General features: G+C 33.6%; 7 protein-coding genes. 5 read left to right on the top strand and 2 right to left on the bottom strand.

What is annotated here, in order from left to right; all coding sequences use genetic code 11:
- Positions 1 to 85: 85 nt before the first annotated feature.
- Positions 86 to 2,965, top strand: a complete 2,880-nt coding sequence (locus tag LL966_RS16000) for a triple tyrosine motif-containing protein (RefSeq protein ID WP_229354634.1) — start codon at positions 86 to 88, stop codon at positions 2,963 to 2,965.
- A gap of 37 nt (positions 2,966 to 3,002) precedes the next feature.
- Here LL966_RS16000 and LL966_RS15995 read toward each other — a convergent pair whose 3' ends face one another.
- Together LL966_RS15995 and gldJ are read right to left on the bottom strand one after the other, a co-directional pair.
- The gene (locus LL966_RS15995; protein WP_229354633.1) at positions 3,003 to 4,289 is read right to left on the bottom strand and encodes a UDP-N-acetylmuramoyl-tripeptide--D-alanyl-D-alanine ligase; all 1,287 of its coding nucleotides are present in this window, start codon (positions 4,287 to 4,289) and stop codon (positions 3,003 to 3,005) included.
- A 115-nt stretch (positions 4,290 to 4,404) separates the two neighbouring features.
- A complete protein-coding gene (gldJ, locus tag LL966_RS15990; RefSeq protein WP_229354785.1) occupies positions 4,405 to 6,090 on the bottom strand; it encodes a gliding motility lipoprotein GldJ in 1,686 nt (561 codons plus the stop codon).
- A gap of 213 nt (positions 6,091 to 6,303) precedes the next feature.
- Here gldJ and porU point away from each other — a divergent pair, with 213 nt between their 5' ends.
- From porU to pdhA, 4 genes are all read left to right on the top strand, one after another.
- Positions 6,304 to 10,140, top strand: a complete 3,837-nt coding sequence (porU, locus tag LL966_RS15985) for a type IX secretion system sortase PorU (RefSeq protein WP_229354632.1) — start codon at positions 6,304 to 6,306, stop codon at positions 10,138 to 10,140.
- A gap of 42 nt (positions 10,141 to 10,182) precedes the next feature.
- Complete coding sequence (gene porV, locus LL966_RS15980) at positions 10,183 to 11,388, top strand: type IX secretion system outer membrane channel protein PorV (RefSeq protein ID WP_229354631.1); 1,206 nt, start codon at positions 10,183 to 10,185, stop codon at positions 11,386 to 11,388.
- Between the two features lie 80 nt (positions 11,389 to 11,468).
- Positions 11,469 to 11,951, top strand: a complete 483-nt coding sequence (gene cdd / locus LL966_RS15975) for a cytidine deaminase (RefSeq protein WP_229354630.1) — start codon at positions 11,469 to 11,471, stop codon at positions 11,949 to 11,951.
- A gap of 159 nt (positions 11,952 to 12,110) precedes the next feature.
- Positions 12,111 to 13,109, top strand: coding sequence for a pyruvate dehydrogenase (acetyl-transferring) E1 component subunit alpha (gene pdhA / locus LL966_RS15970; protein WP_223707312.1), 999 nt, complete (start codon positions 12,111 to 12,113; stop codon positions 13,107 to 13,109).
- Position 13,110: the final 1 nt, after the last annotated feature.

The raw sequence follows: 13,110 nt of genomic DNA, 5'->3' as shown, positions 1-13,110 counted from the left end.
TAAAAAAACACTTTTAAAGCGATTGAAAAATCAACAATTTAAATAGAGAATACAGCATTTTTACTAAAAATACATTTAAAATTTTATGAAATTCATAGTTAGAACTTTTACATTACTATTCGTATTTTTCCTACAAATAAAAGGATTTAGTCAAGTAAAAAATATTGGTATTCCAGATATAAAAAATTACAAGAGATCAGAATATAAAGGTGGAACTCAAAACTGGAGTATTGATCAAGATAAAAATGGAAACATTTATTTTGCTAATAACAATGGTTTAATACAATTTGATGGTTCGAATTGGCATAAATATTCACTACCAAATAAATCAGAAATTAGAAGTTTAAAAATTGATGCTTTAGGAAGAATATTTGTAGGCGGAAACAATGAATTTGGATATTTCAAAACCAACGAAAAAGGAATTCTAAAATACCATTCCTTATACAATCTGCTAAGCCCAATAGAAAAAGAGAACATTAATCTTATCTGGAGAATTCACATTTTTAATGGAGAAATAATTTTCCAATCTTTCAGTAAAGTCTTTTTTCTAAAAAACGAAAAAGTAACCACTTTAACAGCTCCTCATAAGTTTCAATTTTCATTTTTAGTAAATAATCGCCTTTATTTCCAGGATAAAACTCTGGGTTTACTCGAATATAGAAACAGAAAACTTACTGCAATAAAAGGAACTACTATTTTTAACGACAAAGAAATCTGGTCTATTTTTCCTTTGCCTAACAATAGATTATTGTATGCGACTTTAGAAAAAGGGCTTTTTGTTGCCGAAAACGGCGTTATAAAACCATGGCAAACAGAAGCCAATGATTTTATTAGAAAAAATACATCTCTTGGCGGATCGATTATCAAAAACAAATTTATAATTTTAAATTCTGTTCTAGATGGCGCCATAATATGCGATTTAAACGGAAAAATAATTCAGCATTTAAATAGACAAAAGGGCATCCAAAACAACACCATACTAGCCTCATTTATTGACAACAAAAACAATATTTGGCTCGGACTTGACAACGGTATCACTTTTATAAATGAAAATTCGCCTTTTTCTTATTTCGATTACAGTTATAATATCGGAACAGTTTATGCTTCAACAACTCATAATGGCAATCTATACGTAGCCACCAATCAAGGATTATTTTATCATCCTTGGGGACAATCTTTTAAAGACAGCCCTTTTTCAAGAGTAGAAGGGACAATTTCACAAGTGTGGAATATTCAAGTCTTAAATGATGTTTTGATTTGCGCCAGTAATAGTGGAGCATTAGTCATAAATAACAATCAAGTTTCGAAAATTTTAGACACAAAAGGATACTTTGGTTTCAAGAAAATTCCTGATCACGAAAACTATATTATAGGGGAAAGCTATAACGGATTTTCAGTATTTAAAAAATCGGCAACTGGCTATGATTACTTACATCAAGTAAAAGGTTTTGATGAAACTACTAATAATTTTTCTGTAGAAATAGATGAAAACTATCTATGGCTAAAGAAAAATCCTTTTTTATATCAAGTAAAATTATCGGAAGATTTATTACGTTTTGATTTTATAAAAAAACATATAAACATCTCAGATAAATTCAAAGGAATCAATAGCTTACAATCTATAAATAACAAGGTATATTTTCAAGTTCAAAATCATTTTTTTAGATATTCTGTCGAACAAGAAACATTTTTTGAAGACAAAAAGATCACAAAATTGTTTGAGGGAATTCCAACCATTAATACCTTAATTGAAGATCCGTCAGGCAGTTTATGGTATGCTTTTAATGAATCTTTAGGAGTTTTAGCTAAAAATAAAAACGGAACTTACACCAAAAAACAAGCTATATTTTCCAATTTAACTGGAAACCTGGTAAACAATTATATCTCTGTAAATGCAATCGACCCTGAAAACATCTTTATCGGATTAACAGATCGTTTAACACATTACAATTCTACTATTCCAAATACTTTCATGACGAAACCTAAAGCTTTTATCGAGAGTTTTTCGTTCCCTGGTGATACTATTCTAACAGGAAATCTGCCTAAAAAAGTAGATTCCTACACCATTCCGTACAAATACAATCGTGTCAAATTTACGTTTGCATCACCAACCTATGAAAATCAAGAAAATGTGATGTATTCGTACAAACTAGAACCTTTTGAAGAGAATTGGCGCGGCTGGTCACAAACTGCGATAAAAGAATATACCAATCTTAGAGAAGGAAATTATGTGATGAAACTAAAGGCTAGAAATAGTTACGGCATAGAATCAAACATTACTGAAGTAGAGTTCACAGTATCTCCGCCTTGGTACAGACATTTTCTCGCTTATTTATTTTATCTAATACTTGTATTGTTGGGAGCGTATCTGATATCTATAAGAATAAAACTAAAAATTCGAAAAAACAGATATTATGAAACAATCGAACAAAGAAGGCTATATCTTGAAAGAGAATCAAAAATTAGACATGAGCAGCACGATTTGGAGAAAGAAATTGAAAAACTAAAAAATGACAAACTTCAAATTAAAATCTTAGCAAAAGATAAAGAACTGGTAAACAATTCTTTGCAAGTTGTAAAAAAGAATAAAGTTTTGAATGGAATTATACATAAATTAAAAGATATTGACACCAATATTTTAGATGATAATACAAAATCGGAATTCAGCAAATTACATAAAAGCATTGTAAAGGAAGTTAATACCGACAAAAGCTGGAAAGATCTTGAAAAACACATTAAGAATGTTCATTTCGAGTTCTTAAAACGATTAAAAGGACAATACCCTACCATTTCGCCACGAGAGTTAGATTTATCAACTTACTTATTGATGAACATGTCTACTAAGGAAATTGCCGAGATTATGAACATTTCGACTGGCGGTGTGGAGCTCGCGCGTTACCGTCTAAGAAAAAAATTAGGTTTGAATAAAAAAGAAAATTTAATTGGTTTCTTAATGACTATCTAACAAATAAAAAAAGCCATTCAGTAGAATGGCTTTTGATTTATGAAATATACTCTAAAGAACGCTCTAACGCCATTCCTCTAGAGCCTTTAATCAATATGGTATTGGAATTAAAATTAAAAGTCTTAAGGTACTCTGCAAACAAATCAAATGTTTCGAAAAATTGGATATTTTCATTGGAGACTTGATTCGCAAAAAATGCTTTCCCGATTAAAAAACATAGTGCTTGTTTTTGATCTGCTAATGAATCGACAATAACTTTATGTTCGTATAGACTTTCATCACCTAATTCGAACATATCGCCCAAAATCATAATCTTGTTCTTTTTATCTAATTGAAGGAAATTAGTAATCGCAACCGCCATACTGCTAGGATTTGCATTATAAGCATCTAAAATAATCTCATTCGAGCCTTTTTGCATCATCTGAGATCTGTTATTCGCTGGAATATAATTTTCAATAGCGCTCTTTATATCAGCTTCTTGAACCTCAAAGTATTTACCAATAGCAACAGCTGCATTAATATTATTTGAATTATAAAGACCTATTAAATGAGATTCTATTTGAAAGTCATTATAATTTATAATTACAAACGGATTCGCTTCAATCTGCTGAATATTTAAATCTGCATTTTGATTTTTAACACCGAATGTAAAAGATTTAATTCCTTTAGATTTCTCAACTTGAATAGGATCTTCTAGATTTATAAAAACTGTTTTATGATTTGCCGAAAGATATTGATACATTTCGCTTTTTCCAGCAATAACACCTTCTACACCTCCAAAACCTTCTAAATGTGCCTTTCCAAAGTTGGTAATATAACCAAAATCTGGTTGTGCAATCTGACAAAGGAATTCAATTTCTTTTTGATGATTAGCACCCATTTCAACAATTCCAACCTCAGTTTCTTTGGTAAAAGAAAGTAAAGTCAACGGTACGCCGATATGATTGTTTAAATTTCCAATTGTAGCTTTGGTTTTAAACTTTTTAGACAATACAACATTGATTAATTCTTTGGTAGTTGTTTTTCCATTGCTTCCAGTTAATGCCACAATGGGAAGTCCCAAATAAGAACGATGGAATTTTGCCAATTCCTGAAGCGTTTCCAAACTATTTTTAACCACGATAGTTCTTTCATCAACAAAATAAGATTCGTTGTCTATTACAACAAATAAAGCTCCTAAATCTAAAGCTTCTTTGGCAAATGTATTGGCATCAAAATTTTCTCCTTTAATTGCAAAAAACATTGAATTCTTCTCAATCTTTCTGGTATCAATAGAAAGAGAACCGCATTGTAAAAACAAGTTATGAATGTCTTGAATATTCATTTATAAATTTTTTAATAGAGTATAAAAGTAGAAAAAAACAATAAAAAAATTCCAAATTCCAGACTGAATATTCAGCTCTTGGAATTTGGAATTTTTTATATAGAATTTCTAAAAATTAGTTTCTAGGTGATTTTCTTTTTTCAGCTTTTGAACCTACTCTAGACATTGCACATCTAAATCCAATGTAATCAGTTGCCATGTCTTGAGGGAAATATCTTCTTTGAGCTGGATCTAACCAATAAGCTCTATCTCTCCAAGAACCTCCTTTATAAACTCTTACTTTATCATCGATTAAAGTAGTACGTTTACTAGAGTTATCATACTTTCTGATCATTTTACCTAAACTATCTGTTGTAACATTATGTTTAGGTGAGTTGTACATTGCTTGATCTGCTTTTGCTCCAGACTCTGAATCTCCAAAATCAAAATATCTAGAAGATTGTTTATCACCATCTCTGTAGTTGATATTGTTGCTTGTACTGAAATTTGTTCTCAAATATGTTTCTTGATCATCAACTGGTACTTGAGCAATTTCTCCTGGAAGGTTTCTTGCAATAACTTTACCGTTGCTTAAAGTATCATACTTAATTGTAGAAGTTGTAACAATTTCTACTTTACCGTCTTTACCAATTTTGTTTTTAGCATATTGATTTCCTCTATAGTAGTTAAAATCATTCGCTTCATTATCAATAATAGGTCTGTAAACATCGGCAACCCATTCTGCTACGTTACCTGCCATATCGTACAATCCGAAATCATTAGGAGCATAGCTTTTTACAGAATTTGTAATATCTGCTCCGTCATCTGACCATCCTGCAATTCCACCGTAATCACCGTTTCCTTGTTTAAAGTTAGCCAATTGATCTCCTTTATTTTTACGTTTTGAAGAACGTGTATAATCTCCAGACCAAGGATATTTCTTTTGCCCTTTATAGATATTGTATTCTCTTTGTCCAACATCAGCAGCAGCGGCATATTCCCATTCTGCTTCAGTAGGAAGTCTGTATTCTGGCAAGATGATTCCTGAAGAACGTTGTGCGTAAACATTTTTCTCTTCTGGCACTACACCATCTTTACCTGCTTTAGGTCTTCTTCCTGTTGGGTTTTTCTTTAACACGATTTCTTCGCTACCTCCACGTGCTGTGCTTGGAGACATTAAGTAACCTTCTGTGTTGAATGCGTTATCTGCACCAACTTCATTTGTTTTAGCTCCTTTTTTAAGGTAACCATTTTTTTCTAAAACAGCTTCGTTAACACGGTCTGTTCTCCATTTACTAAATTCAACTGCTTGAATCCAGTTAACACCAACTACTGGGTAGTTCGCATAAGATGGGTGTCTTAAATAGTTATTAGTCATCGTTTCGTTGTATCCTAAACGATTTCTCCAAACAAGGGTATCTGGCGATGCTCCTTCGTAAATATTCTTGTAATTTTCTTCTGTTGGTGGAAAAACTTTTTTCAACCACTCTAGGTATTCTAAGTACATACCGTTTGTAACTTCGGTTTCATCCATATAGAATGACTGAACGTGTTGTTGGGTTGGTGTGTTATTCCAATCGTGCATAACATCATCCTGTACTTTACCCATAGTAAACGTACCTCCTTCAACAAAAACCAAACCAGGACCAGCCTGTTGTTTTTTACCTGCATTTCTAGCAGCAGTTCCATTCTGACTATCTACATCCCAGCCAGTTGCTCTCGAAGCGTGAGTGGAACTCGATTTTTTGCTACAACTAGCCGTGCCCAACATCAATACCATTGACATCATTAATTGCAAGGCTACAATTTTGTTTACTTTCATACTCATTCTTAGGTGATAAATTTAGGTGCTGCAATATAATAATTAACATTTAATTAGCAACATCCGTTCTAATAATTTTATTTCACTGTTTTTTTACCAGAAAATAACCTATAGTTACGAACGCAAAAATATACTTTTTATTATTACTATAACATGAAATACTATATTTTTACTTACTAAAATATTTTTAATTTAAACCCGTATTTTTGAGGCATGAAACGAGCGCTACAAATATATCTTTTTTTGCTCCCAATTATCTGTCTTTCTCAGGTAAATGGGAACTTCACAATAGATTGGCAAGGTAAAAAAGAGATGAACTACGGAGAACAAAAACTTGTTATTCCTTATTTTTCCGGCAACAGTTTTCGCTTTGATACCACTAAGAAAAGCACAACCTTAATGCTTAATTTGAATCAATCTTTGTTTTCTAACGCTAATTCAATACAAATATCAAACCTCTCGTATGAGCAAATTTCTGCAGCTGATCTTGGCGATTTAATTCAAAATAACATTCCCGAAAAGCCAAATGAGTCACTAAAAGTAGTTACTTCACGCGGAAATCAACAAGCTTTTTTAATTCTTTCGCCCATTATTAAAGATGGAAATGGTTTCAAAAGAATAAAATCTTTCTCCTACTCTTCCAATGGCTCAACTTCAAAATCAAACAATACGACAATTACTCAAAAAAGCGCTGTGATTTCAAATTCTGTATTAGCTTCTGGAGATTGGTATCGCTTTTATGTCGAAAAATCAGGAGTATATAAAATTTCCAGATCTTTCTTACAAAGTCTTGGTTTTGACCCTTCTAAAGTTGACCCTAGAAGAATTAAAATCTATGGAAACGGCGGACGAATGCTTCCTTTGGCAAATAATATTTATTATCCTGAAGATTTAATAGAAAATGCTATTCTAATTTCAGGTGAAAATGATGGTGTTTTCAACAATGAAGATTTTATCCTTTTTTATGCCGAAGGAGTTGACAATTGGAATACCGAAAGTCAGACCAATATCAATCTTTACAGCACTAAATCTTATTACTACATTACAAGTGTAGGAAACGAAGGAAAGCGAATTTCAAACTTAATTCAGCCAACTGGAAACACAACCTTAGAACTTAATACGTTTGATGACTATCAATCGCATGAAACTGACCTGACAAACATCGCGCACTTAGGAAGACAATGGCTAGGAGAATCATTTGACATCAATCAAGAACAAGAATTTTCTTTTAGTTTTCCAAATCTAGAAACTTCTGTTCCTGTTAAAATCGAAATAAATGCGGCTTCTGCAGCCTACACTCCCACTTCTTTTACCGTTTCGTCAAATGGTCAAAATATCGGAAACATTTCTTTTAATTCTTTAATCACAAACTCTGACACTAAATATTACAACGGAAAACTACCTGCCAACACTACTTTCAACGGCACTGACAACATCAAAATCAAACTTAACTACAACAATAATGGTGTTCCAGGATCCAAAGGCTACCTTGATTACATTAACTTAATCGCAAAGCGAAAACTCTTAGGCACAGGGAAACAATTTAAATTTCAATACGACTTAGCTGGCTCAACAATCGGCATTGCAAACTATACTATTGGAAACGCTGCTGCTATCTCACAAGTCTGGGATATTACAGACCTATATAATGTATCAAAAATAGAGAATTCGGCCCAAGCCTCTTTTAGTTTTAAAGCAGCTCTTGGCGAAATCAGAAAATATATTGCAATTGATGGAACAGATTATTACACTCCTTTAAAAGAAAGCCAATCAAAAATTGCAAATCAAAACCTTAAAGGCACTTTGCTTAAAAACAATCAAAACAGTTTTCAAGATGTCGATTATGTCATTATAACTCCAAGATCATTAAGCTCGCAAGCAGAAAAACTAGCCACTTTTCACCGTACTAATTCTAATTTAATTGTAAAAGTAATTGCCCTCGAAAATATCTATCAAGAATTCTCTTCGGGCAAACAAGACATTAGCGCTATAAGAAATTGCATTAAATATATTTACGACAATGCATCTTCTCCTGACAAAAGAATTAAATATGTCAATCTTTTTGGAGATGCTTCTTACGACTATAAAGACCGAATTTCTAACAACACTAATATTGTTCCTATTTACCATTCCTTAAATAGCAATACAGTTGGGGAATCTTCTTTTGCATCTGATGATTTTTTTGGATTAATGGATGCCGATGAAGGAAATATAATTTCTTTTTTCGGAGGAATTGATATAGCCGTAGGAAGAATGCTAGTCTCAGACAATGCGCAGGCGAGTGAAATGGTAAACAAAGTACTGGAATATCACGATATTAAATCTCACGGAAACTGGAGAAATAATTTTATTCTAATAAGCGACGATTCTGACCAAAGTTCAGACGCCACTTTGCAATCTCGTCAAAATGCCTTAGCAGATGTGATTGCTACAGAAAAGCCATTTTTTAATATCGATAAAATACTCTTAGATGCTTACACTCAAGAAGCTTCGGCTGGAGGTTCTCGCTACCCTAAAGCAAGAACAGATATTTTTGATGCTTTCGAAAAAGGCGCTTTAGTTTTTAACTATTTAGGCCACGGAGGTGAAGATGGCTTGGCAAGCGAGAGAATTTGGGAAAAATCAGACGGCCAGAATTTAAATAATCAATATAAATATCCTCTTTTTATAACGATAACTTGTGAATTTTCTCGTTTTGACGACCCAACACGACCAACAGCCGGTGAGTATACTTTTTGGAATCCAAAAGGAGGTGCTATTTCTATGCTGACCACAATTCGATCCATCGGACAGTTTAACGCAGAAAATTTCAACGACAGTTTAAGCAAAAACTTATTGTCTTACGGATCAAATCAATACAATACAATTGCTGAAACACTGCGAATTTCAAAAAACGAAAATCCAAGTTCTTCAAGTAATGTAATTTTCTATTTGGGAGATCCAGCTTTAATGCTTGCCATTCCTAAACCAAAAATTAATTTAACAAAAGTAAATGATATTGCGATTTCACAGCCAATTCCAGATTTTAAATCACTTTCAAAAATTAAAATTTCAGGAGAAATAACAGATGAAAACAACGTTCTTCTAAGTAATTACAACGGAGAATTAGCTACAGCTATCTTTGATAAAATGATTACAGCTTCTACCTTAAACAATGACGGCAACAGTCCAGTTATGCAGTTTAAAACTTTAGGAGAAACTATTTTTAGAGGAAATGCTTCTATAACCAACGGACAATTTGAATTTAGCTTTGTCGTGCCAAGAGATATTAGAATTCCTGTCGACAACGGCAGAATCAGTTTTTATTCTAAAAAAAATGAATCATTAGAAAATCAAACTGGCTATAATAACGTCATTAAAATTGGCGGAATTAACGAAAATGCACCTCAGGACAATATTAGCCCAAAAGTTAAGTTATATATGAACGACGAAACTTTTGTATCTGGAGGCATCACCAACGAATCTCCTTTTCTTTTAGCCTTCTTAGAAGACGAAAACGGGATCAATACAGCAAGTGGAATCGGGCATGATATTGTAGCAATTTTAGATGGAGATGTAAGCAATCCTTATATTTTGAATGATTATTATCAGACAAAATTAGACGATTACACCAACGGAAATTTACGTTTTCCGCTTAGAAATTTAACTCCAGGATTACACACTATAAGCTTTACCGCTTGGGATGTTTATAATAACCCTGTCACAAGCGAAATTCAGTTTACAGTAGTAGGAGACGACTCATTAACACTGTCGCACGTTCTTAATTATCCAAATCCTTTTTCAACTTACACTCAATTTTGGTTTTCACACAATAGACCTTACGAACCTTTAGATGTACAGGTGCAGGTAATGACTATTACAGGAAAAGTAGTTTGGACAAAAAATCAAACCATAACAACAGAAGGATTTTTATCGCGAGATATAACATGGGATGGAAAAGACGATTTTGGAGACAGAATCGGAAAAGGAGTATACATTTACAAACTTACTGTAAAATCAAATTTAACAAATAAAAAAGCAGAAAAATACGAAAAGCTTGTCATCCTATAATATTATATATATTTGCACCACCAAAAACAATTAGTCCCACCAATGAAAAAAATATCACTTTTATTAATCTGTTTTTTTATTTTTTGCAGCTCAAAAGCTCAAGAATCAAGACCCATCGTTACTGGAGTTCCCTTTTTAATGGTAGCAGCAGATGCTAGAGCAGCAGGTTTAGCAGATCAAGGAGTCGCAACTTCTGCCGACGTTTTCTCGCAACAGTGGAATCCTGCAAAATATGCCTTTTCAGAAGACGCACAAGGTCTTTCTATTAGTTACACTCCTTACCTGACCGATCTTGCCAATGATATTTCTTTAGGCCAATTAACTTATTACAACAAAATCAACGAAAAAAGTGCTTTTGCCACAAGTTTTCGCTATTTCGGATTTGGAGGAATCGAATTAAGATATACAGGAGATCCAAATGAAGCAGTACGTGAAGTTAGTCCAAATGAATTCGCATTAGACGGATCTTACTCATTAAAATTGAGCGAAAAATTCTCGATGGCGGTTGGAGCCCGTTTTATCAATTCAAATTTAAAGGTAGCATCTGAAGAAGTTGATGCAAGAGCTGCAAAATCTTTTGCAGTCGATGTTGCTGCTTTTTACCAATCTGAAGAAATTGCTTATCAAGATTTTAATGGTAGATGGAGAGCCGGGGTTAACTTTCAAAATTTAGGCCCAAAAATTAGCTACGACAATGATGACATTAGCTCTAACTTCTTACCGGCTAACTTAAGAGTTGGTGGAGGATTTGATTTCATTTTTGACGAATATAACAAACTTACCGTAAGTGCCGAACTTACAAAACTTTTAGTACCAACGCCTCCAGGCATTGGAACTCCAGTTGACGGAAATGGCGATGGTGACTTTGATGATCCTGAAGACATTTCACAAGCGCAAGCGACCAATAATGGCTACCAAAAATACAATGATATTGGTTGGTTTGAAGGAATCTTTAAGTCATTTGGCGATGCGCCAGGCGGATTTAAAGAAGAAATGAAAGAGGTAACTTATAGTCTCGGAGCCGAATATATGTACCAAGACTCGTTTGCAATGCGTTTAGGTTATTACCACGAAAGCCCAGAAAAAGGAGCAAAACAGTTTTTCTCATTGGGAGCAGGATTTAAATACAACATCATGAAAATAGATGTATCCTATTTGTTCTCAGCTTCGAAAATAAAAAATCCTTTAGAAAACACACTTCGTTTCTCTTTAACGTTTAACTTTGGAGACAAATACGATAACTATTAAAGAGTTTACATTAAAATAAAAATAAATCAATCCAAATTCCGGCATTTCAGGAATTTGGATTTTTTTTCCCATAAAAACAGATGAAAGAAATAAACATAACAACTTCATTTACGATTTACGATAACTTAAGTGAACTTTCAACCGAAATTCAAGACTTAATGAATCAAGCGGTTGAAGTTAGAAAAAAAGCGTACGCTCCTTATTCAAAATTCAGAGTTGGTGCGGCTTTACTTTTAGATAACGGAAAAGTTATTTTAGGTTCTAATCAGGAAAATGCAGCTTATCCATCTGGACTTTGTGCAGAACGAACAGCAATTTTCTATGCTGGAAGCGCATATCCAGAGGCAAAAATTCTAAAAATGGCTATTACCGCTGCTTCAGACACGAATCAAACCGCCGCTCCGATTCCACCTTGCGGATCTTGTCGACAATCGATTGCAGAGTACGAGATAAAACAAGATACACCAATTGAAATCTATTTTATGGGTGAAATTGGAGAGATTTATAAATCTTCTTCATTAAAAAATTTACTCCCTTTGATGTTCGATAAAAAGTTCTTGTAAAAAAAAGCCAAAAAGTAGTCATTAAATTTTAGTTCTTAAATGTAATGTCTTATTTTTGCATCCCGACCTTTCGGGCGCAAATTTGTGGGAGGAAACTATTTTGCGTTACAGGCACAATAATCGATAACACAAACAACTTTAGCAAAAGAAAGAATTCAGATGAAAGAAGTTACAAAAGAGGTATATTTAAAGTGGTATGAAGACATGCTACTTTGGAGAAAGTTTGAAGACAAACTTGCAGCATTATACATTCAACAAAAAGTTAGAGGTTTTCTACACCTATATAATGGTCAAGAAGCTGTATTAGCTGGCGCACTGCACGCTATGGATTTGACCAAAGATAAAATGATTACTGCTTACAGAAACCACGTTCAGCCAATTGGTATGGGAGTTGATCCTAGAAATGTAATGGCAGAACTTTTAGGAAAAGCAACAGGAACTTCTAAAGGTATGGGAGGTTCTATGCACATTTTCTCTAAAGAACACCGTTTTTACGGAGGACACGGAATCGTAGGTGGACAAATTCCTGTGGGAGCTGGTTTAGCTTTCGCAGATAAATATTTTAACACTGGTGGCGTTACTATGACTTACTTTGGTGATGGTGCTGCTAGACAAGGTTCTCTTCACGAAGCTTTCAACATGGCTATGTTGTGGAAACTTCCAGTTGTATTTATCGTTGAAAACAACGGCTATGCAATGGGAACTTCTGTAGAAAGAACTGCAAACCACACTGACATCTGGAAATTAGGTTTAGGTTACGAAATGCCTTGCGGACCAGTTGATGGAATGAACCCTGTAAAAGTTGCAGAAGCAATGCACGAAGCTATCGAAAGAGCGCGTCGCGGAGACGGACCAACTTTCCTTGAAATGAAAACGTACCGTTACAGAGGACACTCTATGTCTGATGCTCAATTATACCGTTCTAAAGAAGAGGTTGAAGAGTACAAAAAAATTGACCCAATTACACAAGTTCTTGATGTAATTATGGATCAAAAATATGCTACAGCAGAAGAAATTGAAGTAATTGACCAAAGAGTTAAAGACTTAGTTGAGGAATGTCAGAAATTCGCTGAAGAATCTCCATATCCAGACTTACAACAATTATACGATGTAGTATACGCACAAGAAGACTATCCATTTACACCTCATAAATTATAAT

It is taken from the genome of Flavobacterium chungbukense, from assembly GCF_020805785.1.
In the GTDB taxonomy this organism is placed as follows: Bacteria; Bacteroidota; Bacteroidia; order Flavobacteriales; family Flavobacteriaceae; genus Flavobacterium; species Flavobacterium chungbukense.
This window is presented reverse-complemented; position numbering and strand designations above follow the sequence as displayed.

Coding starts and splice junctions, on each gene's coding strand:
- LL966_RS16000 (WP_229354634.1), top strand. CDS start 86: ATGAAATTCATAGTTAGAACTTTTACATTACTATTCGTATTTTTCCTA.
- pdhA (WP_223707312.1), top strand. CDS start 12,111: ATGAAAGAAGTTACAAAAGAGGTATATTTAAAGTGGTATGAAGACATG.
- porU (WP_229354632.1), top strand. CDS start 6,304: ATGAAACGAGCGCTACAAATATATCTTTTTTTGCTCCCAATTATCTGT.
- cdd (WP_229354630.1), top strand. CDS start 11,469: ATGAAAGAAATAAACATAACAACTTCATTTACGATTTACGATAACTTA.
- gldJ (WP_229354785.1), bottom strand. CDS start 6,090: ATGAAAGTAAACAAAATTGTAGCCTTGCAATTAATGATGTCAATGGTA.
- porV (WP_229354631.1), top strand. CDS start 10,183: ATGAAAAAAATATCACTTTTATTAATCTGTTTTTTTATTTTTTGCAGC.
- LL966_RS15995 (WP_229354633.1), bottom strand. CDS start 4,289: ATGAATATTCAAGACATTCATAACTTGTTTTTACAATGCGGTTCTCTT.